Origin of the sequence: Marinomonas pontica (genome assembly GCF_036322735.1) — a bacterium.
GTDB classification, from domain to species: domain Bacteria; phylum Pseudomonadota; class Gammaproteobacteria; order Pseudomonadales; family Marinomonadaceae; genus Marinomonas; species Marinomonas pontica.
The window spans coordinates 2,989,560-3,014,440 of the sequence record NZ_AP027271.1 but is presented as its reverse complement, the minus strand read 5'-3'; the positions used below and the strand labels follow the sequence as shown (position 1 = coordinate 3,014,440).

Below are 24,881 nucleotides of genomic sequence, written 5' to 3'. Positions count from 1 at the left end.
AACGCCATTATCCACTCTATTACTTTATGATGACGAGAGATTCCTATGGCGAATACAGTATTTTGCAAAAAGTTTCAGAAAGACATGGAGGCGTTAGACCGCGCGCCGTTACCGGGAGCAAAAGGCCAAGAAATTCTACAGTCAGTGTCTAAACAAGCTTGGCAAGAATGGCAGTTACTGCAAACAATGATGATCAACGAAAAGCAATTGAACCTGATGCAGCCTGACTCTCGTAAATATGTCATGGAGCAAATGGATAAGTTTTTCAATAACGAAGCCACAGACAAATTGTCTGGGTACGTCGATCCTGATGACATCAAAGAGTTGTAAGTTGATTTTAGGGCGAGTCATTTTTCATAAAAAAGCCTCTTGGTGGTCAAGGGGCTTTTTTTGTGTTTGAGCAAATGAGTATGTAAATGAGTGTTTATTGAGTCACAAAGCTGGCAAATAAAATGTCTTTCACCGGTTCTGCGCCGGTTTCTTCTTTTAATGCGGTATTGACGGCAACAGCCGCTTCTTCGCGAGTTTTCTCTCTGGCGATGGCGCCTGTGACTTGTTCTGTGGTGCGTGAGCTGAGAAACATGACGAGTGCGTCTCTGACCAAGGGCATATTGGCTTCGATCAGTTCTTTTTTGCTCATGTCGGTGCGGATGCTAATGCTGGTCTTTATGTATTTAAGTCGTGTTTCATCCCCCACATGGTTTACGACAAAGTTGGGTTTTAACTCGATATAGGTCGGAACGGGCGCTTCGCCTTCTTCTGCCGCGTAGACATTCAGGCTGGTTGCGCAAAAAGCACAGCTCAGAGCAAGGATTCGTATTTTATTGCTCAAGGACATCATCAATGACATGGTAGATTCTCGTATTCGTTCCAATAGACAGTATACTAACTGCCATTAAAGCGTTCTGTCAGTAGGAATTTCGCACTTTCTGGTCTTCTTATTGTCATAAACTCATATTTTTAAATTATCACTTTAGTCAGCTTAGGAACCTTCGTTTATGTTTGCGTTTTTGTCTGCTCGTCGTTTTCATGGTTTGGTTGCGTTTGCCGCGTTTGCTCTTTTAGCCGTGGCTTTTTATATGGAATACCAAATGGGGCTAGAGCCTTGCCCATTGTGTATGTTGCAGCGCATTGTTTTCTTTTGCGTGGGGGTGGTGTCATTGGGCTCTGCATTGACGGCCAATGCCACCGTTCGAAAAAGCTGTTCTTGGCTGGTCGTGGTGTTGTCTTTTGCGGGTGCGGCGCTGGCTATTCGCCATCTGTATTTACAAAATTTGCCAGCGGAGCAGCTACCAGCGTGTTTGCCGGGACTAAGCTACATGTTTGAAGTCTTCCCGTGGCAAGAAATTATGCAGGCGATGGTGATGGGTACCGGAGAATGCGGAGATGTGGTGTGGACACTCTTTGGTATCAGCATTCCTGGCTGGACTTTGGTGGCCTTTGTCGGCATGGCCATCATTAATATCGTGATTGCTGTGCGAGCGGGTAAAAACACCTTTCGCTAATAAAAGGTTACAAATACCCCCTGACTATCGTCTTGCAGGGGGTAACGTATCGGAATATGCTTGAGGTAAGACAGTAATAATAATGAACGCCTGATGGAGTCTGCATATGTTAGAAGGTTGTAAAACAGCCCAAGAGCGATGGGGCGGAGTGCACATCATTATTGATCGTTGGTTAGAGCAGCGTCGACAATTGATCGAAAACTGGATGTATTTGCGTGAGCGCGGTGAATTTACACCGACGGACACACCTAAAATACAAGCAGTATGCGAAATGCTGGTGGATTATGTGTCTGCGGGGCATTTTACGGTTTACGAACAATTGGCGTTGGAAGCCAAAGAATTTCATGATGACGGTGCCTTGGTACTGTTACGTGAACTTTTGCCGCAGATAGACAGTTCGACGGAAGTGGCGATTGAGTTTAACGACAAATACGACACTAAAGAGCATTGCAATGCGCAATTAGAGGCTTTGCCATTTTCTTTGCAGGCCTTAACACTCGTGATGGCTGAACGGTTTCAATTCGAAGACCAATTAATTAAGGAATTACATGAAGCGCACAGCGAAAAAGACGCTTGAATTGGGTTTTATGGCTTTCTGCTGCGCGGCATTATTGTCTTGCTCGGCAGAGGCGCCAGTTCGAACGGCGAAATACGCTGTGCAAGGTTTGTATTCGGCGGTATTGAGTGATGATGGCTCGGCCGCGTTAATTGGCTCTATTGAGCACGGTGGCAGTTACTGGGTAAACGCGGTAAATGAGCGCCGTTATAATTGGAACCATGCCCAAGGGGAGTATTCCTCTTTGTTGGGCGTAGACATTGACCCGAGTGGTCAGTTTGCCGCAACGGGCGGTGCACGCACATTGGTGTTGTGGAATACCGTCACCGGAAAGCCGGACGGTTTTTGGAATACACCAGGCGATATTCAATCGCTTAAATTAACGCAAAATGGCGATTACGCGTTAATTGGTCTGAATGATCAAACCGCACGTTATTTTGATATCAAACGTGGCGGCATAAAGCAGACCCTAAGAACGGGGTCGACTGTACGAGCCGTTGATGTCACACCGGATGGCATGCTGGGAATCACAGGCGACGATTTGTCTAAGGTGATTCTATGGGACATGCAAACGGGCGAGAAAAAATACGAATGGCTCTTAAATAATGCCATCGCCAGTGTGGCGTTATCGGCAGACGGTAAATACGCGTTTGGCGCCGCGCAATTAGGAAATGCCAAAATTTGGTCAACAAGAACGGGCAAAGAACTGACAAAGATAGATACCGGAGCATTGCAATATCGCAATGTAACCATCAGTCAGGCTGTTTTTGCGAAGGATGATCGAACCATTTTGATGGGGGAAGTCACCGGTCGTGTGACCTTGGCTCAGGTAAGCACTGGCATCGTTCAAAAAGAGTGGGACATTATGCAGCAGAAAAGTCGTCTAACGGGGTCTGCCGTTCTTGCTTTAGCGTACGGGCCAGGCAATCGCTATTACGCCATTGGCAGTAATGGGTACTTTAACGTCCTAGAATAAGCTATCTGTTCAGATAGCTTTCCATAAACACATCAACTGAATTCAATCTGGTTTTTATGACAGCAACTTCACCCTTATTAAAATGGGCTGCCTTATTTGCTCTTCAGGCCGCTCTTTCTGTGGCGGCAGGTGCATTTGGCGCTCATGCCTTAACAGCTATTCTTGACGCTAAAGCCCTCGGCTGGTGGCATACGGCGAGTCAGTACTTAATGTATCACGCATTGGCTGGATTATTGGTGGTTGCGTTGTTTTCGTTTTTGTCATCCTGTAAGCGTGTGCTGGTATTATTCTTTTTAGGGAATGTATTTTTTGCAGGAAGCTTATATATCATGGCATTGACTGGCCTTACTTATTTAGGGGCTGTAACTCCAATAGGTGGTTTTTGCTATTTGTTGGCTTGGTGTCTTTTGGCCGTAAGCTTATGGCGCTCACCCTGCATCAAGTCTAAATTCTGATCAGACTAAACAGGACATAATTGGCTTTTTCGGGTAGTATGGCGACCAAATTGATAATGCGTGTTTTATCTTTCTAATATGGGATGGTAAGCACACACAAATAGAACATATTTACGCTAAGCGACACACAATCATGCAAGATCAAAAAACAGAAACACAAGAGCCTATTAAAAAACGTACCATTCGCAGTTTTGTGGTACGAGGAGGTCGCATGACCGAAGGCCAACAAAAAAACTACGACGCAAACTGGGAAATCTACGGTTTAGATCTGGCCGATGGACGTATCGACTACGCCACGGTATTTGGCCGTGAAGCGGACGTTGTGCTGGAAGTTGGGTTTGGTATGGGCGCATCACTGGTTGAAATGGCGAAAAATGCCCCAGAGAAAGACTTTATTGGAATCGAAGTTCATCCCCCTGGCGTGGCTAAATTGATGATGTTGGCGACCGAACAGGGCGTAACCAATTTGCGTGTTTATTGTGATGACGCGATTGAAGTCATGGCAAATTGCTTACCGCAAAAAGCCGCCAGTGCATTTCAATTATTTTTCCCTGATCCTTGGCACAAGAAAAAGCACAACAAACGCCGTATCGTTCAGCCTTTGTTTGCTCAACAAGTGGCTAATGTTTTAAAAGACGGCGGACATTTCCATATGGCGACAGATTGGCAGCCATACGCAGAGCACATGATGGAAGTAATGGAAGTTCAAGCAGGGTATGAAAATGCCGCGGGTAAAGGGTTGTATCATCCTCGACCTGAATGGCGACCGCTGACCAAATTTGAACAACGTGGCGAGCGTTTGGGGCACGGTGTCTGGGATCTGATTTATACGCACAAAATCTAGCGACAAGTGCGGATGTTAAGATAATAAAAAAGCGACTCATGAGTCGCTTTTTTATTATGTGTTCGACATTGTCATCAAAGTCTTATTTGATTTCAACGCTGTCACGGCTGTTGCCAGCATCAAAGTATTCTTTGAATACTTTTGGTGTGCGGCCACGGCCAGTCCACTCATGAGTTTCACCATCTACCACTAGACGGTATTTAGGTTCTACGGTTTTGCCTTTTGTCGCGCCAGCCTTTGGTGTGGTTAACAGCGCAATTTCTTCCATTGTTAGTCCGCTTTTCGCAATTAGGTTGGCGATTTCTTCTGCACGAGCCGATTTAAGCGCTTGTTCTTCTTCGCGCGCCGCTTCTTCTTCCTTCGCTTTTTCAAGTGCATTGGTGAAGCCAGCAATTAGGTTTTCAAGCTGTGCAACGCTTAGCTCTTTACCTGCTGCACGTGCTTTTGCTTTATTGCCTGCTAATTCAACTAATAAACTCATTGGTGTCCCCTATTAATCTGTTAAGAACTGGTTGGTATGGTCCTGCACTGAAAAGAGATCCATCTTTTACACTCAGTGGTGTTAAAATAAGCCATTAAAAACGATTTCATTAGAAAAGGTTTTCAGACTTCTCTGATTGTTAATGAATAACAGTCGAGAAGTGAGCTTGTTATGTATTTGATCAAATCAATATACTTTGCTTTTTCTGCTTAAAATTGAATTGCTATCAATACATTGTGGTGTGATTTTATACTATTTCAAGTTTGTAAGCGGATTTTAATAAAAAACATCCTAACATGCTAATAAAATAACGTTTTTGGACTGTTAGAAAAGTGTAAACAATAGGGTAATAAATGAATTCTATACCAGATAACTTAAGCGTAGAGTTTTCTATATTAAAAAAACACAGTAACAACATCATTCAATTATTTGAAGAAGGTGCCACGGTGCCTTTCATTGCTCGATATAGAAAAGAGAGTACGGGCGGTATGAGCGACATGGATCTGCGTTCATTTTATGATAGATGGCAATACCTAGTGGAATTAGGTAAACGCAAAGAAAGCATCCTCTCATTATTAGCTGACGATTCTGCGGTGACCGATATTATTCGAAAGAAAATACAGAACGCCACCTCTAAAAATGAATTAGAAGATCTATACGCCCCTTTTAAAAAAGCGCGTAAAACAAAAGCCGATGAAGCAAGAGAGCAAGGTCTGCAACCGCTGGCCGCGCTAATCTGGTCTGGCGATCGTTCGGACAGCGTGTCGGCTGTTTCCGCATGGTGCAAGCAAACGAACAGCAAAGTCACGCCTGAACAGGCTCTAGAAGGGGTGTTGGAGATAGTAAGCGAAACCATTGCTAATGACAGTGACGTACTAAAGCAAGGTCGAGCAGAATTGCTGAAAAATGGACGTATTATCAGTCGCGTATTAAGAGGCAAAAAAGAATTAGGCGAGAAATTTCGAGATTACTTTGATTACCAAGAAGATATAAATAAAGTGCCAGCGCATAGATTGCTGGCGTTATTTAGAGGAAAAAAAGAATCCATATTAAAGCTGAGTGTTGCATTGAAATACTCGGCTTCTTACCCGGACACTTTACTCTTTCCTCATTTGAATCAACTGTTTGATGGGACACAACCGGAATCGAATCGTGTAACGTCTGTACAGCGACGTTATTTAAACCTTGCTTGGGATAAGAAACTGCTGCCTAAATTAGAAACCGATGTTTTAACTCAGCTGAAAGACCGAGCCGAAGAAGGGGCGATACAGGTTTTTGCGGATAATTTACACGACTTATTAATGTCGGCGCCAGCGGGGGCGTTTCGTGTATTAGGCGTTGATCCAGGTTTTCGCAATGGCGTAAAACTGGCTGTGATTGATGAACAAGGTAGTGTATTAGATCACGGGGTTATTTACCCTCATGGACCTCAAAATCGCACACAAGAAGCCGAAGCTACTTTGCTGTCCCTTATTAATCGGCATCGCATTGCTTGGTTGGCCGTTGGTAATGGCACGGCCTCACGGGAAACCGAAGCGCTTATTAATGCATTAATAACACAACAGCAGCTTAATTGTCGTGCGGTGGTGGTCAGTGAAGCGGGGGCGTCTGTTTATTCTGCCTCACCGATTGCGATACAAGAGTTCCCCGATTTGGATGTCACCATTCGTGGTGCGGTGTCTATTGCTCGACGCTTTCAAGACCCACTTGCGGAGTTGGTAAAAATCGACCCACAGGCGATTGGCGTGGGCCAATATCAGCACGATGTGAAAGTGTCTCTGCTTTCCAAGTCGCTGGGGAATGTGGTGGAAGACTGTGTGAACCGTGTTGGTGTTGATATCAACTTGGCGTCGGTGTCTTTGTTGTCCTATGTGTCTGGTTTAACACAGCGTCTTGCACAAAATATCGTTGAATATCGTCAACAAAAAGGTCGTATTGAATCTCGGGCAGAGTTGTTGAAGATAAAAGGTATTGGAGAGAAATGTTTTGAACAATGCGCCGGTTTTCTAAGAATTCTAAACGGTAAAGAGGCACTGGATCAGTCTGGCGTGCATCCTGAGTCGTATCTCTTGGTGCAGCAAATGGCAGAGCGCCTGTCGCTTGAAGCGCATCAGCTTTTAAACAACAGCCACGCTTTACAACAGCTTAAAAACATGGCGCCGAGCATGGCTCAGGTGGATGGTTTTACCTATTCAGATATTTTGACGGAATTAGCAAAGCCGGGTCGAGATCCTCGTCCTGAATTTCGCTATGCAGTTTTTGATCAGACGGTACAAACACTCGATGATGTCCACGAGGGGATGACCTTAGAAGGTGTTGTTACTAACGTGGCGGCGTTTGGCGCGTTTGTTGACATTGGTGTTCATCAAGATGGGCTGATTCATATTTCTCAGCTAGCCAATCGATTCGTGAAAGACCCTAGAGATTTGGTGCGAGTGGGACAAGTGGTGAATGTCACTGTGTTGGAAGTCGATGTACAGCGCAAACGAATCGCGTTGAAAGCCAATGGCTTATAACATTCATTGAGTGTTTTGTTAGGCGCGCAAACAAAAAAACCGATTAACCAGCCGGCTAATCGGTTTTTTTAGATAGCGCGTTGGGCTATTACATTACGCTGCAGAAGCGATTTTCGCTTTAGCTTGGTTGAAAGATTCTTCACCTGGCTCGCCCAATGCTTGGCCGCCTGCAATGAAGGTCTCTTTCACTGTCACACCAACAAAACCTAGGAACGTATTTAGGTAAGGTACTTGGTGATCCATTGGTGTTTCTGCCAAGAAGCTACCGCTTGCAACAAACACGTAAGCGTCTTTGTTTAGCAAGCCAACAGGGCCCGTTTCTGTGTATTTAAAAGTACGGCCAGCACGCGCAATGTAATCAAAGTAAGACTTCAAAGTAGATGGAATACCGAAGTTGTACATTGGCGCAGAAATAGTAACGACATCAGCGGCCTCGATTTCGCTAATCAATTCATCACCAATCGCCACAATGGCATTTTGCTCAGCAGTACGGTTTTCTTCAGGAGTGAACAATGCACCCAATGTTTCGCTGGTAAAGTGAGGCAATGGGTTTGCATCTACATCACGAACAACAACCTTGCCGTCTGGGTTTTTTGCTAACCATTGTTGAATAAATTCGTTTGCCAATTGACGTGATTTTGAGTTTTCGCCAGAAGCACTAGAGTCGATACGCAATAAAGTTGCCATGTTTACATTCTCCGTAATAAGGTATTTAGGATCAGGTCGACCCCGTTTCTTGATTAATGAAGCCATCATATAACCTATATATTCGATAAAAAAGTGACATTTTTTGGAGATATATATCGAAAAATACGATAAATTATTTTCATACCCCCAACCTAAGAGAAGAACTGTGAAAGCCCCAAGAGTAACGTTAGAACAATGGCGAGTACTGCAATCGGTTGTCGACAAGGGCGGTTTTGCCCAAGCGGCGGAAGCCCTTCATAAAAGTCAGTCTTCGGTGAGTTATACCGTTGCGAAACTGCAAGAACAGCTTGGCTATCCTTTATTAATCATTGAGGGACGAAAAGCCAAATTGACCGAACGTGGCGAAGTACTGTTACGCCGATCACGTCATTTGATAAAAGAAGCGGTAGACCTTGAAGAGTTAGCTCATACGCTAGGCCAAGGCTGGGAGCCAGAGTTGGAATTAGTCGTCGATCAGGCCTTTCCTACGCCTGCTTTGCTGCGAGCGTTGCAGGCATTTGAACCACAAAGCCAAGGCACACAGGTGCAGCTAAAAGAAGCGGTATTAAGTGGTGGCGAAGAGGCCTTGCGAAAAGGCAGTCCCGATTTGGTGCTCAGTGGCATGGTACCAAAAGGTTACCTTGCGGACCCCATTGTGGAAGTGGAAATGATCGCCGTGGCGGCAAGCAGCCATGTGTTGCACAGCGAGACGGCCCCCATTAATAATGAACGCTTGAGTCGAGAACTGCAGATCGTGATTCGCGATTCGGCGTCAGAAACCTCAGTAGATGCGGGTTGGTTGGGAACAGATCGTCGCTGGACGGTATCGAGCGTGCAGTCCGCGCTTGAAATCGTGACCAGTGGTATCGGCTTCGCGTGGCTGCCAAAAGCCGATTTAGAATACGCCTTACAAAGTGGCAAACTGAAAAAATTGAAACTGATTTCAGGCAGCGAGCGTAACTTCCATATGTACGCTATTTTTGGCAAAGGGGAGCGAACCGGCCCTGCTACTCGCTTATTAGTGGAACTGCTTCAGGCCGAGTGCAACGCCTGCCCGCGAAGGGGCAGCTTGCCATTGTCTGATGTTCAAAAATAGGGTTAGAACAACGTATTTAGTCGGGAGATTGTTGCACCATGTTAGGTGTCCGTAATGTCTAATATTGTGCCGATTCTTTCTGACAATCTTTAAGCGTAAGGCGCGTAGACGCCATGAAAAAACAGATTCGGCTTTATTTTTTAAAAATTGTCATTTTATTTTTGACAATTTGGGTTGTGGCGTTTTTGGCAAAAAGGTCTAATGGCTCCATTCTTAATGTATCTATTATTTAAAGACGCCAATACAAGGACGCTTCATGACTCAGGATATTGTAATTCTTGCTGCCGGAAAGGGCAGCCGAATGAAATCTGCTTTTTCTAAGGTTTTGCACAAGGTCGGCGGCAGCGCCATGGTTCGACGTGTACTGACTACCGCCAGCGCGCTACCGAACGCAAAATTACATCTGGTCGTGGGCCATCAGGGTGATCAGGTGGAAGCCAGTTGTCAGGATTTTATGGCCAATGTTGTTTGGCAAAATGACCCACAAGGCACGGGAGACGCGCTGCGTCGAGTCGCGCCTTATTTGCAGGACAACGGCGCGACCTTGACCTTGTATGGCGACGTACCACTCATTCGTGCCAGCACGCTTGAAAAAATGACGGCTTTATCCACACCGAATACTCTAGTGCTATTGACCATTTCTCTCGATAACCCAACGGGTTACGGCCGCATTGTGCGTGATGAACAAAACAAAGTCGTGGCCATTGTGGAGCAAAAAGATGCGACCGACAGTCAGCTGGCAATTAAAGAAGTCAATACCGGCATTCTGTTAGCACCCAACTCTCACCTGCAAGGCTGGTTAGCAGCATTAACAAACAACAATGCCCAAGGCGAATATTACCTTACCGATGTGATTGCCATGGCAGCACGAGATGGTGTGGACATTGTCACGGTTCATCCTGAAAACGAAGCCGAAGTGGCTGGTGTGAACGACCGTATTCAATTGGCGGCGCTGGAGCGTGAGTTACAGCATCAACAATCCATCACCTTGATGCAAAACGGCGCGACACTGTTCGACCCTGCTCGCATTGATATCCGTGGCGAATTGACCACGGGGCAAGACGTGATCATTGACGTCAACTGCGTGTTTGAAGGCAATGTGGTGTTGGGCAATGGGGTTGAAATCGGACCGAACTGTCATCTTAGAAACTGTCTTATCGGCGACAATACCATCATTAAAAGCAACACCATGATTGACGAAAGTGAAGTCGGTGATGCCTGTGATATCGGCCCTTTTGCGCGTCTGCGTCCTGGCACGGTTTTAGCGAATAATGCCAAAATTGGTAACTTTGTAGAGACCAAAAAAGCGCTCATTGGAGAAGGCAGTAAAGTGAATCACCTGAGTTACATTGGAGACACCGAAATGGGCGCTAATGTGAATGTTGGGGCGGGTACCATTACCTGCAACTACGACGGCGTCAATAAACATCTTACACAAGTAGCCGATAATGTGTTTATCGGCTCTAACACCTCATTAGTTGCCCCTGTTCAAGTGGCAGAAGGCGCAACGATTGCCGCAGGCTCGACCATCACCAAACGGGTTGGTGAGAAGCAATTGGCTTTTGCCAGAGCGCGTCAAACAAACAAAGATAATTGGCCTAGGCCAATCAAAAAGTAACGTTTTACCTTTAAAGATAAAGACCAAAAAAGGATGATCTCATGTGCGGAATAGTGGGTGCCATTGCACGTCGTAACGTATCAAAAATATTAATCGAAGGACTGAGCCGCCTTGAATACCGTGGTTATGACTCTTCTGGTGTGGCCATTAACAACGAAGAAGGTGTCTATTCGCACCGTGCCGTAGGCAAGGTTCAAGCACTCAAAGACAAATTTGACGCTGTGCCATTGGATGGAAAAATGGGCATCGCACATACGCGTTGGGCAACCCATGGCAAACCAACGGAAGCCAATGCGCATCCGCACTTTTCTGGTGATGACCTTGCATTGGTTCATAACGGCATTATCGAAAATCACGAACCATTACGTCGTGAATTAAAAGCCAAAGGCTATGAGTTCAAATCCGAGACAGACACCGAAGTTATCGTTCACCTTATTCACGATGCCATGAAAACACAGCCAGACTTGCTCAAAGCCGTTCAAGCTGCGTTAACAAAACTGCATGGGGCGTTTGCGATTGGCGTGGTGCAAAAAGACGACAACGAACGCTTTATCGCGGCGCGCAAAGGCAGCCCGCTGGTTGTTGGTGTGGGCATTGAAGAAAACTTTGTTGCGTCTGACCAGCTTGCCTTGTTACACGTTACCGACCAGTTTATCTTTTTGGAAGAAGGAGACGTTGTCGAAGTAAGCCGAAACAGTGTGGTTATCTATGATGAAAAAGGCGAACTTCAAGACCGCCCAATCAGCGTGTTTAATCACAATGTGGATGCCACAGACAAAGGCGAATTTCGTCATTACATGATGAAAGAGATCTATGAACAGCCAAAGGTGATCAGCGCCTGTTTAGAAGGTCGGATCAGCGAGAGCAAAGTGCTGACAAGTTGCTTCGGTGCCGATTCTGGATTCTTAAAAGAGGTGGAAAATGTTCACATTGTGGCGTGTGGCACCAGCTACCATGCGGGCATGGTTGCGAAATATTGGATTGAGGATCTAGCTGGATTACCTTGTACGGTCGAAGTCGCCAGCGAATACCGTTACCGAAAAGTGGCTGTGCCAAAAAACACCTTGTTTTTGACCCTATCGCAATCGGGCGAAACCGCCGATACGTTAGCGGCATTGCGCATGGCAAAAGAACTCGGTTATTTGACGACTCTGGCTATCTGTAACGTGCCATCTAGTACGCTAGTGCGTGAGTCAGCGCTTACTCTGCTAACCAACGCGGGGCCTGAAATCGGCGTGGCCTCCACCAAAGCCTTTACCACTCAGCTAACCGCGTTATTGATTACCAGCGTAGCGATTGCTGTCGAAAACGGCTTATCAGCCGACAAAGAAAAAGAGCTAGTGCAAGCCATGAAATCTTTGCCTGCGTACGTTAACGATGCGTTATTGGCTGACGGTCATATCAAAAAAGTCGCGGACCGCTTTGCCAATAAAACCAACGCCTTGTTCTTAGGGCGCGGCACCATGTTCCCTATTGCGCTAGAAGGTTCTTTGAAACTAAAAGAAATCTCTTATATTCACGCCGAAGCCTACCCAGCAGGGGAATTGAAGCACGGCCCATTGGCGTTGGTGGATGAAGACATGCCGATCATCGCCTTGGTTCCACACAATGACATGCTCGATAAGCTGAAATCAAACCTGCAAGAAGTCGCCGCTCGTGGTGGTGAGTTATACGTTTTTGCGGACAAAGACACCGACCTTCATAATGAAGACAATATTATCTTCACCGAAGTGCCAAAGGTCGACAGCATTTTAGAGCCGATTGTTCATACCATTCCGCTGCAACTTTTGTCTTACCACGTTGCCGTTGTGAAAGGTACAGACGTAGACCAGCCAAGGAACCTAGCGAAATCGGTTACTGTAGAATAACGCTGTAATAAACTTCTGGCTGTTGTTCTTCGGGCGACAGCTGGAGGTTTATCATGGCACCACTACCTCACACTCTGGGTGCTCCATTTCAATCAACCCCTTCAACGTCCGTTTGGCGCCATCATCCCCATGCACCAAGTGTACCTTCTTCGGCCTTACCCGCATGCGCTTGATAAAATTCAACAAATCCCGTTGCCCCGCATGGGCGGAATACCCGCTGATTTGCTGAACCTTGGCATGAATGTCAAAACGCACCCCATCAAACATGACATAGCCATTGGGTTTATCGTGGTAACGCAAAATATCCCGCCCTGGTGTGCCTGCTGCCTGATAGCCCACAAACAACACATCGTTACGTTCGTCACCTAATAATGCCTTTAAATAATTCACAATGCGGCCGCCAGCGCACATGCCAGAAGCCGCGATAACAATAGCAGGGCGAGTTTGGCGTTGCAGGTAAGACACAGTCTGCAAATGAGTGGCATGATCATCAATCGTGATGACTTGTTCAAAACTTAACGGATGGCGACCCGAACTCACGCGGCGCTTGGCTTCAGCATCCCAAAACCCCGCCAAAGACCGATACACAGTCGTAAACCGACTGGCGAGAGGGGAGTCGATAATAATATCAATGTCTTCCCAATTTAAAGACACACCAGAACGAGTCTGACTAACGGCTTTCTGCTTATTCTGATGAATAATGTGTTCCAGCTCGTACAATAACTCTTGGGTACGGCCAATACTAAACGCCGGGATCAACACCGTCCCCGAATCCCTCAGCGCTTGTTCTAAACTGCGCTGCAAACGCTGGCGGCGAGTGGATCGGTTCTCGTGATTGCGATCACCGTAGGTACTTTCTATCACCAATTGATCCGCCCGATAAGGCGACTGCGGCGATGGTAACAAAGGCGAGTGGGGCGCGCCCAAATCCCCAGAAAACACCACATCGTGATAGGCCTTGCCTTTGGATTTTACCTCGGCATTTTTCACCCGAAAAATCACATACGCCGACCCCAAAATATGCCCCGCACGGCACAAACGTAACTGAACACGAGAACCTTTGCCGACCAGTGGAATACTCATCCATTCTTTATAATCCAACGGCACCAACTGCGATGCCAACCTATCTAAACACGCCTTAATAATGCTCGCATTGCGCGTCACACCCACCTTAAGCGCATCTTCAATCACCAGGGGTAACAGCTCTGCACTGGGTTTCGAGCAATAAATCGGCCCATCAAACCCTGCCGCCAACAAATACGGCAAGCGGCCCACATGATCAATGTGCACATGGGTCACCACTAAAGCCCGCACCGCCGACACGTCAAATTCTATCTCTAAACGGTTCGAATCCGCCCCAGTCCCCGACGTCTCCGCTCCCTGAAACAAACCAATGTCCACCAACACTGAATTCTCGTCATCCACAAACAACTCATGACAAGACCCAGTCACACCCTCTACCGCACCGTGGTGCTTAATATCCAACATACAAATCCCTCTGTAATAATCAAAAAAATAACCTTACCCCACAACAACATCCAACTACAACCGTCAGGGGGGTATTGGTTGCCAGAGTGTGGCGGGGGTTGGGCAGTGGGCGATGGGGAAGTAGCCGATGTCGCTGCGGATGCGTTGGCTGACGCTGTGGTGCCAGTTGGGGGAGAGTTCGTGGTTGGGACGGTCGTTTTCTAAGACGCAGCAGTGCCGTGGGGCGAGGGTGAGGTCTCGCCAGAGGCTGAGGTTGCGTTCTTGGTAGTGTATTTTGCCTAGGTGTTTGGGCTCTATGGTAAGCAGTGGTTGCCAATGGGGCGGGTGTCTAAATTTGGCCAGCCGATGGAAGCGACTGTGTCTATAATGGCTTCTATGATGATGGGGCGGTCAATGAGTGGGGTGATGAGCGCGGCAAAGCGTCTTGCTAAGGCCGCGCCTCGGCTAAAGCCTATTAAGACAATGTGGTGCGTAGAGCGGCTATAATGTTTTTTGAAGTCGTTTAAGGCGCGATTTAAAGTATTGGCTACGTGGCCGGATTCAATGGCAAACGCCGCGTTGATCTTTTGTTCCAGCCAATGGCCGTAGGTGCCTATGCCAGCGTAGTAAAAGCTGCGATGGTTTTTTACGCCACTACCCAGTAGCCTGTGGGATTTCAATACATTGGTGATGCTGGAAACGCTGTGTTCTGGTGCGTAGGTGTCCTCTGGGCTATTGTCTGTGCCATCGAAATGAAAAAATAATGTCGACATGGGTGCGTCCTCCTTGTTGTCGTGAACCCATCTTCCTGATAGTTGGGATTAGCATAACATGGTTTTTTGTTGATATGGGTTTGTGGCTAATCTACGTGACCTTCATGACAAGGTTTTCTAAAGAAAACCCCCAAAGGTTTGTTTTGCGAAACGAAGCGGTTCAGGTAAACTGTTCCGCTGTAAAAATAGACACCACCCAGAGGAAGCAATGTCCAATTCAGAACTGTCGAACAGAGTCAACGCCGTCAATCTACCCCATGACGATGAAATCGACCTTAAAGAACTTTTTATTGCCCTATGGAAGGGAAAACTGACCATCATAGCGTGCACTGTGGTGTTTGCCGTCATCGCTGTGGTATACGCTCTAAACGCCAAGCAGGTGTGGACAACGGAAGCTCTGATTACTACTCCCCAAGTCAGTGATTTTGCTAACTACCAGCGCATGGTCAGTGACTTTCAGCCTGTGTTTGATGTTTACCAAGATGATGGCACCGTACTAGTTAGCGGAAGGTTAAACGATATTATATTGCCAGAAACCTTGTTCTCTATTTACATTCAGCAGTTTGAATCTCGTGCGAATAAAAAAGCCTATATTGCTCAAAATAGTGAGTTTCAGCGTGAATTGAGCGAAGTAAAAGCCAACATCCAAGACAGCACAGAAGAAGAAATGAGAGACATAGAGTCTGCGTTATACGGCGCTTGGTATGCAAAATTAGCAGCTACACCAGTGAAGTCCTCTAATCGAAACGTTGATCAATACACGTTACAAGGTCAACTCAGTACAGGTAACGACAGCTACGATTTTTTAAACGGCTACATTAATTATGTGGCGGAAAAAGCGCGCGTTGTAGCCGTTGCAAATGTCTCTTCCGTGGTAGCCAGTAAGCGCAGTGAAATCATGAAGCAACAAGCTTTGTTTACTGATCAGGCCAGAGGGCGCTTATTGAATGAACGTGCACAGGCTCAATACGCGTTAGAAATCGCCACCGCCGCGGGGTTAGATTCGCCACAGCAAAACCTGAATAGCCAAGATCTATTTGCCATTAATATCGGTGCCAACGCCCTCGCTGCCAAAGTAAAAGTCTTAGATAATTTAACTGAGCTCAGCATCATAGAGCCAAAGTTGCACCAGTTAAACGCCAAGTTTGATTTGTTAAACACCCTAACCATAGACCCAAATCTTGCGTTCAATACCTTTCAGTTTATTGAAGCACCAGAAAAACCCACTAGCCGCACCTCACCTAAACGTCCTCTTATCGCTATATTGGGTGTACTGCTCGGCGGCATGCTAGGTACCGGCATCGTTCTTATCCGCTACGCCTTCGCCAAAAAAGACTAACCCACAACCCAAACCCTTGACGCGCTAAAGCACGACCTACAATTCCCTCCCCTTATCTTCAAGGGGCTAGGGAGGGGTCAAAAAACCAATCACATCAAACCAAACAAATCACCTGTAGGTCGGCCTTTAGGCCGTCAAAAAACCAATCACACCAACCCAAACAAATCACCTGTAGGTCGGCCTTCAGGCCGTCAAAAACCCAATCACACCAACCCAAACAAATCACCTGTAGGTCGGCCTTTAGGCCGTCAAAAAACCAATCACACCAACCCAAACAAATCACCTGTAGGTCGGCCTTTAGGCCGTCAAAAAACCAATCACACCAACCCAAACAAATCACCTGTAGGTCGGCCTTCAGGCCGTCAAAAACCCAATCACACCAACCCAACCCCATGACGCGCTAAAACACGACCTACAATTCCCCAAACGGTTGTGTAACATTGACTCCCTCAAAATAAACCGTATATTTCAATGGAAAATACCAAAATGAAAAAGGCCGTCTCCTTGCAGCAACCAACAGAAGTGATAGACACCGTCAAGAAACTTGCTGCCTGCAACAACGACATTGCTGCGGTTTGGCTCTACGGTTCCAGAAGCAAAGGAAAAGCCCAACCGCATAGTGACTATGACCTTGCTATCGCATTTAACAACTTCCAATTGGATAGCCTAGAAAAATATTTAAGGCCCAATGAACTGGCCATCGACTGGAGTGCACTGCTCAATTTACCGAGCGACAAACTCAGCATAGTCGATATAAACCTCACACCGATTTATCTTGCTTACAACATAATAGAAACGGGCAAACTCTTGTATAATCAAGGCACATCAAGAATATGGCGAGAACATGACAGAATCTACAGCCAGTTTGAGCATCAGCGAATAGAGAACCAGCGCCATGACAGAATCGACAGATAGAGTAGGGCTACAGCACTACTTAACAGAAATCAAAAAGCACAAGCAAACATACCGCCATGAACTGGATGAGTTACGACAAGACCTAATCGCAGATAACTTTCGTAGCAGAGATTACCTAGCGGTAGAAAGGCTACTGCAAGTATACACAGAGCTTTGTATTGGCTTAGCCAAACACTGCCTAAAAAACTTACAAGGTCACTCCGCTACAGATGCCTATCAAACCTTCAGTCAACTTCGGGAGCAAGGCTTCCTAAACAGTGACGAACTGCAAGAATGGAAAAAAATCATCGGCCTTCGCAACGGACTAGTGCACGACTACTTAAAAATTGACCTCTCCATTTTAGAGCGAATTATCAAAGAATCGCACTACACTCAGCTAGACACATTTAGTGATAAAGCCATAAAGTTTTTAAACGCCCCAGCTCCCTTGTCGCCATAACCCAATAACAACCATCCAACGCCGGATAACGGTCGTGCCTCTAGGCAGACAAAAAACAAACTGAACAAAGACGTGCAAAAAGTGTAAAATCGGGGTAATGAGAGGTAATAGAATCATCAAAACGTCAAACAACCCTTTGCAGTGAGACTCTATGATTGAGCAAGACTTTATCCGTTGTAAGAGGCAGTTGCTGAAATTGGCCGAAGCGGATTCGCAAATTAATGCCTTGTGGCTATATGGATCGCACGCCAAGGGGCTAGCTCATGAGTACAGTGATTTGGATTTGGCGGTACAATTTACCCGCCACGAGACGGATATTTTCACTAGACGCATGCGCCCAGAGATGCTTCTGATCGATTGGCAACAAAGTTTACAGCTAGGCGATGGTCAGTTGTCAGTGATTGATCTAATGCAGGCACCTATCTTGCTCGGTATCGAAGTCATACAAGCCAACACGCTTTGGTATTGCCGCGAGCGAGGTCTAATGCTGCAAGGCGTAGGTAAAATAATGTCGCGATATGAAATTGACTATCTACAGCAAGAAAAAATCACAGCCGCAGAGGGATATGGACGATAAAATGAAACATGATGGCTATTTAAAGGCAATGCGTGCCCATGTATGGCAATGCCAAAGTGATCTAGAAGAGCTACGTAACCATTTTTTACAAGCGCCACTTGATAAATATCAGCGTTTGGCTTTGCAGCGCTTAATGCAAGTGAGTATTGAATCGGCGATTGGTATTGCCAAGCATTGGGCGCAGCAAGTGAGTCAACGTCCAATATTAGAAGCTTATCAAGCCTTTGATATTTTAAATAATGCCGGCTTACTGAAAGGTAATGCACCTTGGCGCCAAATAATCGGCATGCGCAATGTGTTAGTACACGATTATTTGAATGTTGATGAGCAGCTACTTGATAGCATCATCCGAGAGCAATTATATGGTGTTATTTTTGATTTTTGTTCTCAAGGACTGACCGCTCTAGATCAAACCCCGTAGGCCAGATGAGACGAGGTACGAGGCGTAATCTGACGATGAAAAAACGGCACATTACGCTCCGCTCATGATGCCCTACGAAGAAAAATCCCGCATGAAACCACCACCCCGTAGGTCAGATGAGACGAGGCACGAGGCGTAATCTGACATCCCCAACCCACATCATCAAACGGCACATTACGCTCCGCTTAAGATGCCCTACGAAAACCCAACATCATCAATCGGCACATTACGCTCCGCTTATGATGCCCTACGAAAACCCAACATCATCAAACGGCACATTACGCTCCGCTCATGATGCCCTACGAAAATACAACATCATCAAACGGCACATTACGCTCCGCTCATGATGCCCTACGAAAATACAACATCATCAAACGGGATATCACGCTGCCTACGGCACGATGACGTGGCATGTTGGGTTTTCTTGTTCAATCAACCCCTTCAACGTCCGCTTGGCGCCATCATCCCCATGCACCAAGTGCACCTTCTTCGGCCTTACCCGCATGCGCTTGATAAAATTCAACAAATCCCGTTGCCCCGCATGGGCGGAATACCCGCTGATCTGCTGCACCTTGGCATGAATGTCAAAACGCTCCCCATCAAACATGACATAACCATTGGGTTTATCGTGGTAACGCAAAATATCCCGTCCTGGCGTACCCGCTGCCTGATAACCCACAAACAACACATCGTTACGCGCATCACCCAATAAGGCTTTTAAATAATTCACAATACGGCCGCCAGCGCACATGCCAGAAGCCGCGATAACAATAGCAGGGCGAGTTTGGCGTTGCAGGTAAGACACAGTCTGCAAATGAGTGGCATGATCATCAATCGTGATGACTTGTTCAAAACTTAACGGATGGCGACCCGAACTCACGCGGCGCTTGGCTTCAGCATCCCAAAACCCCGCCAAAGACCGATACACAGTCGTAAACCGACTGGCGAGAGGGGAGTCGATAATAATATCAATGTCTTCCCAATTTAAAGACACACCAGAACGAGTCTGACTAACGGCTTTCTGCTTATTCTGATGAATAATGTGTTCCAGCTCGTACAATAACTCTTGGGTACGGCCAATACTAAACGCCGGGATCAACACCGTCCCCGAATCCCTCAGCGCGTGTTCTAAACTGCGCTGCAAACGCTGACGGCGAGTGGATCGGTTCTCGTGATTGCGATCACCGTAGGTACTTTCTATCACCAACTGATCCGCCCGATAAGGCGACTGCGGCGACGGTAACAAAGGCGAGTGGGGCGCGCCCAAATCCCCAGAAAACACCACATCGTGATAGGCCTTGCCTTTGGATTTTACCTCGGCATTTTTCACCCGAAACGTCACATACGCCGACCCCAAAATATGCCCCGCACGGCACAAACGTAACTGAACACGAGAACCTTCGCCGACCAGCGGAATACTCATCCATTCTTTATAATCCAACGGCACCAACTGCGATGCCAAACGATCCAAACACGCCTTAATAATGCTCGCATTGCGCGTCACACCCACCTTAAGCGCATCCTCAATCACCAACGGCAACAACGCCGCACTCGGCTTAGAACAATAAATCGGCCCCGTAAACCCCGCCGCCAACAAATACGGCAAACGCCCCACGTGATCGATATGAACATGAGTAATCACCAACGCCTGCACAGCCGACAGATCAAAGTCTATCTCTAAACTATTCGACCCCGCCCCAGACCCCGACGTCTCCGCCCCCTGAAACAACCCAATATCCACCAACACAGACTGACCAGAACCCACAAACAACTCATGACAAGACCCAGTCACACCCTGAACCGCACCGTGGTGCTTAATATCCAACATACAAATCCCTCTGTATCGTTTTAAAGAAGGGTCAAGATTAAACCACAACCCTAACCAGCATCAACCCGCCATCTATCCACCCATTCATTTGTAGGTCAGATGAACCGAGGCACGAGGCGTGATCTGACGAATGATTATAGCCAACATATCCTTACTACTCTCAAACGTATTAAAAACATCCGCTTTACAAACATTTTTCAAACACATTCTTTGCATAATTGACTATCCTGACTTATTATTGTTCATCGACTGAACACAGCTTTGCCCTGTTCCTTCCCCTTTCTTCAAGGGGAAGGCTAGGATGGGGTTCTGCACTTGCTCTGTTCCTTCCCATTTATAAGGGGAAGGCTAGGATGGGGTTTTGCACTTGCCCTGTCCCTTGCCCTGTTCCCTCCCCTTGAAAAGGAGAGGGTTAGGGAGGGGTTTAGCTCTTGAACTTTTCTTCAAGGGGAAGGCTAGGATGGGGTTCTGCTCTTGCCCTGTTCCCTCCCCTTTTGAAGGGGAGGGCTAGGGTGGGGTTAATAGCTTAATTAAAAACAAACGAGGTAAACGCATGGAAAGCTTACTCACACCGTCACACACAACACCTTTCCATCCCCATTTTTCCTCGTTACTACGCATCACCAAGGTGCCTAAATGTTAACCGACGAATACCGCTACAAAATTCTAAAAGAACTGCAACAAGACCCAGACCTAAGCCAGCGCGAGCTCGCCAAACGACTGGGCATAAGCCTAGGAAAAGCCAACTTTTCCCTAAAGGCCCTAATAGAAAAAGGTTCAATAAAAGCAGACAACTTTAAAAACAGCGCCAACAAAACCGGCTACTTATACCTACTGACACCAAAAGGCATAGAAGAAAAAGTCACCCTAACACAGCGCTTCTTACAGCGAAAAATCGCCGAATACGAAGCCCTAGAACAAGAAATAGAACAACTGCGCCAAGAAGTAAAAACATAAACTACAAAACCGTAGGTCAGATGAGACGAGGTACGAGGCGTGATCTGACAGTTGCAGTTGAACTAACTAACGCACTGTTTTAATTGATAATAAATTGGCAATAAACAAGATTTCAAAGGATATGGAAACAATTAAATGAAGTTTTTAGTCACCGGAGCCGCGGGCTTCATTGGTATGAACGTGTGTAAACGTTTGCTAGAAGCAGGCCATGATGTGGTCGGTCTAGACAATCTAAACACCTACTACATGGCCGAGCTTAAGCAGCACCGTTTAGACCAGCTTTTGCCTTACGCGAATTTTCGTTTTGTGAAAATCGATCTCGCTGACCGTGACGGTATGGCGCAATTATTTGCAGAAGAGCAATTCCAGCGAGTAATTCACCTCGCAGCGCAAGCGGGCGTGCGTTATTCTTTAGAAGCCCCTTTTGAATATGTAGACAGCAACCTAGTTGGCATGATGACCATTTTAGAGGGTTGTCGCCGAAATAAAGTAGAGCATCTTGTTTATGCCTCTTCCAGTTCCGTTTACGGCATGAACGCCAAAATCCCATTCAGTGAATCCGATACGGTCGATCACCCCGTGTCACTGTATGCTGCAACCAAAAAAGCCAACGAACTGATGGCGCATTCCTACTCGCATTTGTATAACATCCCCACTACTGGCTTACGTTTCTTCACCGTATATGGCCCCGGCGGTCGTCCTGATATGGCACCTTGGTTGTTCACGGAAGCCATTTTGAACGACAAACCGATTAAGGTGTTCAACCATGGCAAAATGATGCGCGACTTTACCTACATCGACGATATTGTGGAAGGTGTCATTCGCATTCAAGATGTGCTGCCACAAGCGCAACAGAGCCAAGGCACCACAGCACCTTACGCGATTTACAATATTGGCAATAACCAACCGATTCAACTGTCTGAATTCATCGAAGCGATTGAAACCGCCTGCGGTAAAACCGCCGAGAAAATCTACATGGACATGCAACCAGGTGATGTACCAAAAACCTATGCAGACACGGCACAACTTGAAAACGCCGTTGGCTACAAGCCTGCCACCACGATACAAGAAGGCATGGTCAAATTTGTCGAATGGTATAAAGCCTTTCAAAACGAATTAGCTAATAAAGATGGAACGCTAAAATGAAAATTGCTATTGCCGGAACCGGTTACGTTGGCCTATCCAATGCCATGTTATTGGCACAACACAACGACGTCATCGCGGTGGATATCGTTACTGAAAAAGTGGCCATGCTAAACAACAAGCAGTCACCCATTGTTGACGTTGAAATCGAAGATTTTTTACAAAACAAAGCCCTCAGCTTCACCGCGACATTAGACAAGCAAGCCGCTTATCAACAGGCTGACTTTGTGATCATTGCTACGCCAACCGACTATGACCCAACGACGAACTACTTCAACACCAAATCGGTTGAAAGTGTGATTCAAGACGTACTGGCGATCAACCCACAAGCCGTCATGGTAATCAAATCCACCGTACCAGTGGGTTACACCAAAAGCGTGAATGAAAAATTCAACACGTCGAATATTTTCTTTTCGCCTGAATTCTTACGCGAAGGCAAAGCCTTGCATGACAACTTATACCCATCACGCATCATCGTGGGTGAACGCAGTGAGCGTGCAGAGGTGTTCGCAAACTTACTCGCACAAGGTGCGATAAAACAAAATATAGAGATACTCTTTACCGACAGCACAGAAGCCGAAGCCGTTAAGCTATTTTCCAATACCTACTTAGCCCTTCGTGTTGCTTATTTTAATGAGCTAGATACTTACTGTGAATCTCATGGATTAGACACTAAGCAAATCATCGATGGTGTTTCATTAGATTCACGTATTGGCAACCACTACAACAACCCAAGCTTTGGTTACGGTGGTTACTGCTTGCCAAAAGACACCAAACAGTTATTAGCCAACTACCAAGATGTACCTAACAACCTGATTCGTGCGATTGTGGATTCTAATACCACGCGTAAAGATTTCATTGCCGATTCGGTTATCAAGCGCAATCCCAAAGTAGTAGGGATTTACCGACTGGTGATGAAAACCGGCAGTGATAACTTTAGAGCCTCGGCCATTCAGGGCATCATGAAACGCATCAAGGCCAAAGGCATTGAAGTGGTGATCTACGAGCCAGTGTTAGAGGAAAGTGAATTTTTCCACTCGAAAGTCATAAAAGATCTAGCAGAATTTAAAAAGCTAGCGGACGTGATCATCGCCAACAGACAAGACAAAGTGCTGAGTGATGTGGCGGATAAAGTCTATACCCGTGATTTGTTTGGAAGTGATTAGGTGATTCGTAAATTAATTAATACAGAAGATAAACGCAGATTAGTTGGGAACTTCTTTTCCCTGATAGTGTTGCGTGGTTTTCAATTTCTGATCCCGTTGATCACATTGCCCTATTTAGTTCGAACTATTGGTTTGGATAATTTTGGGTTGGTTAATTTTGCTTTGTCACTCGCTTTATATTTTGGTGCTGTCATCCAGTTTGGCTTTGGTGTTACAGCAACTAGAGAAATAGCACGTAATAGAGATGACAAGGTCAAATTAAGCAAAATATACTCTGTCACTTTAACAGCATCATTCTTGTTGGCACTTATTAGTGCGATTACGTTTGGGTTAATAGTGATGGTTTTTGATAGGTTTAATCAGTATTTGTACCTGTATTTATTTACTATGCTATTTGTTATTTTTCAGAGTTTATTTCCCATCTGGTTTTTTCAAGGGGTGGAAAAAATGAAATACATCACCTTTCTAAGCCTCGGCACTAGTGTCATGTTTCTAATTAGCTTGTTTGTCTTTGTAAGGCAGGAAGCAGACTTTTTTTTAGTTCCTTTGCTCAATGCTATAGCTGCATTTATTACATTTACTATGGCTATTGCTATAATAAAAAAACAGTTCAAGGTCAATTTTATACGTCCCAAGATCGAAGATATTAAATTAACCTATCAAAATGGTTATCATGCATTTGTTAGTCAGCTTGCACCAAACTTGTATAATAATTCAGCTGTGTTTTTGTTAGGGCTGTTTGCCAACAACACTTTAGTTGGCCTTTATACCGCAGCAACAAAAGTTATAGATGCTGTTATCTCCCTTGCCTATATTCTATCTAACACGTTTTTACCATATCTTTCGCGAAATTTACAAAGTCATAAAATATTTCAAGATATTATGTTAGCATCAGGTACGGTACTAACCATAGCTACTTATGCAATGGCTGATTGGATTGCTAGATTTTTATTTAGTGTGGACAATATAGAGATTGCAACATACATACAATTTCTTGCCATTTGTATTTTACTGCTATTCGTTACCATGACCTACGGCACTAACTTTTTAATGCTCATCGGTAAAGACAGAGTTGTTAAAAATATTGCACTCTATACATCGTTATTCTTTTTTGGAATTGCATTTTTCATTATTCCACTTTGGGGAATCTGGGGTGCAATCGCTACCTTGGTTGGTGCGAGATTGACGATGATGCTTGCCATAGTATTGTTCTATTTTAAATTCAAAGCACAACTCCAGTCTATTTGATAATAC

At 45.8% G+C, this 24,881-nt stretch carries 27 protein-coding genes; 20 read left to right on the top strand and 7 right to left on the bottom strand.

All coding sequences use genetic code 11. From position 1 onward, the window contains the following. Positions 1 to 45 precede the first annotated feature (45 nt). Positions 46 to 330 carry an oxidative damage protection protein gene (locus AABA11_RS14240; RefSeq protein ID WP_338268971.1) on the top strand — a complete coding sequence of 95 codons (285 nt, stop codon included), beginning with the start codon at positions 46 to 48 and terminating at the stop codon, positions 328 to 330. Positions 331 to 424: 94 nt separating this feature from the next. Here AABA11_RS14240 and AABA11_RS14235 read toward each other — a convergent pair whose 3' ends face one another. Beyond that, the gene (locus AABA11_RS14235) at positions 425 to 850 is read right to left on the bottom strand and encodes a flagellar basal body-associated FliL family protein (RefSeq protein WP_338268969.1); all 426 of its coding nucleotides are present in this window, start codon (positions 848 to 850) and stop codon (positions 425 to 427) included. Positions 851 to 998: 148 nt separating this feature from the next. Here AABA11_RS14235 and AABA11_RS14230 point away from each other — a divergent pair, with 148 nt between their 5' ends. The 5 genes from AABA11_RS14230 (at position 999) to trmB (ending at position 4,336) form a co-directional block, all read left to right on the top strand. Next, on the top strand, positions 999 to 1,505 hold the full coding sequence (locus AABA11_RS14230; RefSeq protein WP_265729467.1) for a disulfide bond formation protein B: 507 nt from the start codon (positions 999 to 1,001) through the stop codon (positions 1,503 to 1,505). Between the two features lie 106 nt (positions 1,506 to 1,611). After that, positions 1,612 to 2,082 carry a sigma D regulator gene (rsd, locus tag AABA11_RS14225; RefSeq protein ID WP_265729466.1) on the top strand — a complete coding sequence of 157 codons (471 nt, stop codon included), beginning with the start codon at positions 1,612 to 1,614 and terminating at the stop codon, positions 2,080 to 2,082. Next, positions 2,054 to 3,037, top strand: a complete 984-nt coding sequence (locus AABA11_RS14220; protein WP_338268966.1) for a WD40 repeat domain-containing protein — start codon at positions 2,054 to 2,056, stop codon at positions 3,035 to 3,037. The genes rsd and AABA11_RS14220 overlap by 29 nt, the downstream gene beginning before the upstream one ends. 56 nt (positions 3,038 to 3,093) lie before the next feature. Next, a complete protein-coding gene (locus tag AABA11_RS14215; protein ID WP_338268964.1) occupies positions 3,094 to 3,492 on the top strand; it encodes a DUF423 domain-containing protein in 399 nt (132 codons plus the stop codon). Between the two features lie 133 nt (positions 3,493 to 3,625). Then, positions 3,626 to 4,336: a tRNA (guanosine(46)-N7)-methyltransferase TrmB gene (gene trmB / locus AABA11_RS14210; RefSeq protein WP_265729463.1), complete on the top strand. Its 711-nt coding sequence runs from the start codon at positions 3,626 to 3,628 to the stop codon at positions 4,334 to 4,336. An 82-nt stretch (positions 4,337 to 4,418) separates the two neighbouring features. On the opposite strand, the gene AABA11_RS14205 is transcribed toward trmB, so the two are convergent. Continuing rightward, positions 4,419 to 4,817, bottom strand: a complete 399-nt coding sequence (locus AABA11_RS14205; protein ID WP_338268961.1) for an H-NS histone family protein — start codon at positions 4,815 to 4,817, stop codon at positions 4,419 to 4,421. A 353-nt stretch (positions 4,818 to 5,170) separates the two neighbouring features. On the opposite strand from AABA11_RS14205, the gene AABA11_RS14200 reads away from it, so the two are divergent. Beyond that, the gene (locus AABA11_RS14200) at positions 5,171 to 7,333 is read left to right on the top strand and encodes a Tex family protein (protein WP_338268959.1); all 2,163 of its coding nucleotides are present in this window, start codon (positions 5,171 to 5,173) and stop codon (positions 7,331 to 7,333) included. A 93-nt stretch (positions 7,334 to 7,426) separates the two neighbouring features. On the opposite strand, the gene AABA11_RS14195 is transcribed toward AABA11_RS14200, so the two are convergent. After that, entirely contained in the window at positions 7,427 to 8,020 is a 594-nt protein-coding gene (locus tag AABA11_RS14195; protein WP_265729459.1) for an FMN-dependent NADH-azoreductase, read from the bottom strand. 166 nt (positions 8,021 to 8,186) lie between these two features. On the opposite strand from AABA11_RS14195, the gene AABA11_RS14190 reads away from it, so the two are divergent. The 3 genes from AABA11_RS14190 (at position 8,187) to glmS (ending at position 12,602) form a co-directional block, all read left to right on the top strand. Beyond that, on the top strand, positions 8,187 to 9,116 hold the full coding sequence (locus AABA11_RS14190) for a LysR family transcriptional regulator (RefSeq protein WP_338268956.1): 930 nt from the start codon (positions 8,187 to 8,189) through the stop codon (positions 9,114 to 9,116). Between the two features lie 256 nt (positions 9,117 to 9,372). Beyond that, positions 9,373 to 10,734: a bifunctional UDP-N-acetylglucosamine diphosphorylase/glucosamine-1-phosphate N-acetyltransferase GlmU gene (gene glmU / locus AABA11_RS14185; RefSeq protein WP_338268954.1), complete on the top strand. Its 1,362-nt coding sequence runs from the start codon at positions 9,373 to 9,375 to the stop codon at positions 10,732 to 10,734. A gap of 41 nt (positions 10,735 to 10,775) precedes the next feature. Next, positions 10,776 to 12,602 (top strand): glutamine--fructose-6-phosphate transaminase (isomerizing), encoded by a 1,827-nt coding sequence (gene glmS / locus AABA11_RS14180; protein ID WP_338268952.1) that lies wholly within the window; start codon positions 10,776 to 10,778, stop codon positions 12,600 to 12,602. 51 nt (positions 12,603 to 12,653) lie between these two features. On the opposite strand, the gene AABA11_RS14175 is transcribed toward glmS, so the two are convergent. Further along, complete coding sequence (locus tag AABA11_RS14175; RefSeq protein WP_338268951.1) at positions 12,654 to 14,090, bottom strand: MBL fold metallo-hydrolase RNA specificity domain-containing protein; 1,437 nt, start codon at positions 14,088 to 14,090, stop codon at positions 12,654 to 12,656. A gap of 78 nt (positions 14,091 to 14,168) precedes the next feature. Here AABA11_RS14175 and AABA11_RS14170 point away from each other — a divergent pair, with 78 nt between their 5' ends. Then, on the top strand, positions 14,169 to 14,294 hold the full coding sequence (locus tag AABA11_RS14170; RefSeq protein ID WP_338268950.1) for a hypothetical protein: 126 nt from the start codon (positions 14,169 to 14,171) through the stop codon (positions 14,292 to 14,294). An 89-nt stretch (positions 14,295 to 14,383) separates the two neighbouring features. Here the strand turns inward: AABA11_RS14170 and AABA11_RS14165 are convergent, their stop codons facing one another. Further along, positions 14,384 to 14,842 carry a phospholipase effector Tle1 domain-containing protein gene (locus AABA11_RS14165; protein WP_338268948.1) on the bottom strand — a complete coding sequence of 153 codons (459 nt, stop codon included), beginning with the start codon at positions 14,840 to 14,842 and terminating at the stop codon, positions 14,384 to 14,386. Positions 14,843 to 15,050: 208 nt separating this feature from the next. On the opposite strand from AABA11_RS14165, the gene AABA11_RS14160 reads away from it, so the two are divergent. Then, positions 15,051 to 16,181, top strand: a complete 1,131-nt coding sequence (locus tag AABA11_RS14160) for a Wzz/FepE/Etk N-terminal domain-containing protein (protein ID WP_338268946.1) — start codon at positions 15,051 to 15,053, stop codon at positions 16,179 to 16,181. Between the two features lie 94 nt (positions 16,182 to 16,275). Here AABA11_RS14160 and AABA11_RS14155 read toward each other — a convergent pair whose 3' ends face one another. Then, positions 16,276 to 16,575, bottom strand: a complete 300-nt coding sequence (locus AABA11_RS14155) for a hypothetical protein (protein WP_338268943.1) — start codon at positions 16,573 to 16,575, stop codon at positions 16,276 to 16,278. A 92-nt stretch (positions 16,576 to 16,667) separates the two neighbouring features. Here AABA11_RS14155 and mntA (AABA11_RS14150) point away from each other — a divergent pair, with 92 nt between their 5' ends. From mntA (AABA11_RS14150) to hepT (AABA11_RS14135), 4 genes are all read left to right on the top strand, one after another. Beyond that, positions 16,668 to 17,096, top strand: a complete 429-nt coding sequence (mntA, locus tag AABA11_RS14150) for a type VII toxin-antitoxin system MntA family adenylyltransferase antitoxin (RefSeq protein WP_338268941.1) — start codon at positions 16,668 to 16,670, stop codon at positions 17,094 to 17,096. Continuing rightward, on the top strand, positions 17,077 to 17,535 hold the full coding sequence (gene hepT / locus AABA11_RS14145) for a type VII toxin-antitoxin system HepT family RNase toxin (protein ID WP_338268939.1): 459 nt from the start codon (positions 17,077 to 17,079) through the stop codon (positions 17,533 to 17,535). Before mntA (AABA11_RS14150) ends, hepT (AABA11_RS14145) begins: the two co-directional genes overlap by 20 nt. Before the next feature lie 151 nt (positions 17,536 to 17,686). Next, complete coding sequence (mntA, locus tag AABA11_RS14140; RefSeq protein WP_338268937.1) at positions 17,687 to 18,112, top strand: type VII toxin-antitoxin system MntA family adenylyltransferase antitoxin; 426 nt, start codon at positions 17,687 to 17,689, stop codon at positions 18,110 to 18,112. A 1-nt stretch (position 18,113) separates the two neighbouring features. After that, on the top strand, positions 18,114 to 18,533 hold the full coding sequence (gene hepT / locus AABA11_RS14135) for a type VII toxin-antitoxin system HepT family RNase toxin (RefSeq protein ID WP_188322918.1): 420 nt from the start codon (positions 18,114 to 18,116) through the stop codon (positions 18,531 to 18,533). 391 nt (positions 18,534 to 18,924) lie between these two features. Here the strand turns inward: hepT (AABA11_RS14135) and AABA11_RS14130 are convergent, their stop codons facing one another. Then, entirely contained in the window at positions 18,925 to 20,361 is a 1,437-nt protein-coding gene (locus AABA11_RS14130) for an MBL fold metallo-hydrolase RNA specificity domain-containing protein (RefSeq protein ID WP_338268934.1), read from the bottom strand. Between the two features lie 636 nt (positions 20,362 to 20,997). On the opposite strand from AABA11_RS14130, the gene AABA11_RS14125 reads away from it, so the two are divergent. The 4 genes from AABA11_RS14125 (at position 20,998) to AABA11_RS14110 (ending at position 24,875) form a co-directional block, all read left to right on the top strand. Further along, a complete protein-coding gene (locus AABA11_RS14125) occupies positions 20,998 to 21,318 on the top strand; it encodes a MarR family EPS-associated transcriptional regulator (protein WP_338268932.1) in 321 nt (106 codons plus the stop codon). A 135-nt stretch (positions 21,319 to 21,453) separates the two neighbouring features. Beyond that, a complete protein-coding gene (locus AABA11_RS14120; protein WP_338268930.1) occupies positions 21,454 to 22,464 on the top strand; it encodes an NAD-dependent epimerase in 1,011 nt (336 codons plus the stop codon). Next, complete coding sequence (locus AABA11_RS14115; RefSeq protein ID WP_338268928.1) at positions 22,461 to 23,627, top strand: nucleotide sugar dehydrogenase; 1,167 nt, start codon at positions 22,461 to 22,463, stop codon at positions 23,625 to 23,627. The genes AABA11_RS14120 and AABA11_RS14115 overlap by 4 nt, the downstream gene beginning before the upstream one ends. Then, the gene (locus AABA11_RS14110) at positions 23,628 to 24,875 is read left to right on the top strand and encodes an oligosaccharide flippase family protein (RefSeq protein WP_338268926.1); all 1,248 of its coding nucleotides are present in this window, start codon (positions 23,628 to 23,630) and stop codon (positions 24,873 to 24,875) included. The last annotated feature ends 6 nt before the right edge of the window (positions 24,876 to 24,881 follow it).

What these genes read in the sequence shown, in the direction of transcription:
- glmU (WP_338268954.1), top strand. Translation starts at nt 9,373, where the DNA reads ATGACTCAGGATATTGTAATTCTTGCTGCCGGAAAGGGCAGCCGAATG.
- mntA (WP_338268937.1), top strand. Translation starts at nt 17,687, where the DNA reads ATGATTGAGCAAGACTTTATCCGTTGTAAGAGGCAGTTGCTGAAATTG.
- AABA11_RS14205 (WP_338268961.1), bottom strand. Translation starts at nt 4,817, where the DNA reads ATGAGTTTATTAGTTGAATTAGCAGGCAATAAAGCAAAAGCACGTGCA.
- AABA11_RS14215 (WP_338268964.1), top strand. Translation starts at nt 3,094, where the DNA reads ATGACAGCAACTTCACCCTTATTAAAATGGGCTGCCTTATTTGCTCTT.
- AABA11_RS14200 (WP_338268959.1), top strand. Translation starts at nt 5,171, where the DNA reads ATGAATTCTATACCAGATAACTTAAGCGTAGAGTTTTCTATATTAAAA.
- AABA11_RS14230 (WP_265729467.1), top strand. Translation starts at nt 999, where the DNA reads ATGTTTGCGTTTTTGTCTGCTCGTCGTTTTCATGGTTTGGTTGCGTTT.
- AABA11_RS14120 (WP_338268930.1), top strand. Translation starts at nt 21,454, where the DNA reads ATGAAGTTTTTAGTCACCGGAGCCGCGGGCTTCATTGGTATGAACGTG.
- AABA11_RS14165 (WP_338268948.1), bottom strand. Translation starts at nt 14,842, where the DNA reads ATGTCGACATTATTTTTTCATTTCGATGGCACAGACAATAGCCCAGAG.
- AABA11_RS14155 (WP_338268943.1), bottom strand. Translation starts at nt 16,575, where the DNA reads ATGGGGTTGGGTTGGTGTGATTGGGTTTTTGACGGCCTGAAGGCCGAC.
- AABA11_RS14240 (WP_338268971.1), top strand. Translation starts at nt 46, where the DNA reads ATGGCGAATACAGTATTTTGCAAAAAGTTTCAGAAAGACATGGAGGCG.
- AABA11_RS14125 (WP_338268932.1), top strand. Translation starts at nt 20,998, where the DNA reads ATGTTAACCGACGAATACCGCTACAAAATTCTAAAAGAACTGCAACAA.
- mntA (WP_338268941.1), top strand. Translation starts at nt 16,668, where the DNA reads ATGAAAAAGGCCGTCTCCTTGCAGCAACCAACAGAAGTGATAGACACC.
- rsd (WP_265729466.1), top strand. Translation starts at nt 1,612, where the DNA reads ATGTTAGAAGGTTGTAAAACAGCCCAAGAGCGATGGGGCGGAGTGCAC.
- hepT (WP_338268939.1), top strand. Translation starts at nt 17,077, where the DNA reads ATGACAGAATCGACAGATAGAGTAGGGCTACAGCACTACTTAACAGAA.
- hepT (WP_188322918.1), top strand. Translation starts at nt 18,114, where the DNA reads ATGAAACATGATGGCTATTTAAAGGCAATGCGTGCCCATGTATGGCAA.
- AABA11_RS14220 (WP_338268966.1), top strand. Translation starts at nt 2,054, where the DNA reads ATGAAGCGCACAGCGAAAAAGACGCTTGAATTGGGTTTTATGGCTTTC.
- AABA11_RS14130 (WP_338268934.1), bottom strand. Translation starts at nt 20,361, where the DNA reads ATGTTGGATATTAAGCACCACGGTGCGGTTCAGGGTGTGACTGGGTCT.
- trmB (WP_265729463.1), top strand. Translation starts at nt 3,626, where the DNA reads ATGCAAGATCAAAAAACAGAAACACAAGAGCCTATTAAAAAACGTACC.
- AABA11_RS14175 (WP_338268951.1), bottom strand. Translation starts at nt 14,090, where the DNA reads ATGTTGGATATTAAGCACCACGGTGCGGTAGAGGGTGTGACTGGGTCT.
- glmS (WP_338268952.1), top strand. Translation starts at nt 10,776, where the DNA reads ATGTGCGGAATAGTGGGTGCCATTGCACGTCGTAACGTATCAAAAATA.
- AABA11_RS14195 (WP_265729459.1), bottom strand. Translation starts at nt 8,020, where the DNA reads ATGGCAACTTTATTGCGTATCGACTCTAGTGCTTCTGGCGAAAACTCA.
- AABA11_RS14160 (WP_338268946.1), top strand. Translation starts at nt 15,051, where the DNA reads ATGTCCAATTCAGAACTGTCGAACAGAGTCAACGCCGTCAATCTACCC.
- AABA11_RS14235 (WP_338268969.1), bottom strand. Translation starts at nt 850, where the DNA reads ATGTCATTGATGATGTCCTTGAGCAATAAAATACGAATCCTTGCTCTG.
- AABA11_RS14115 (WP_338268928.1), top strand. Translation starts at nt 22,461, where the DNA reads ATGAAAATTGCTATTGCCGGAACCGGTTACGTTGGCCTATCCAATGCC.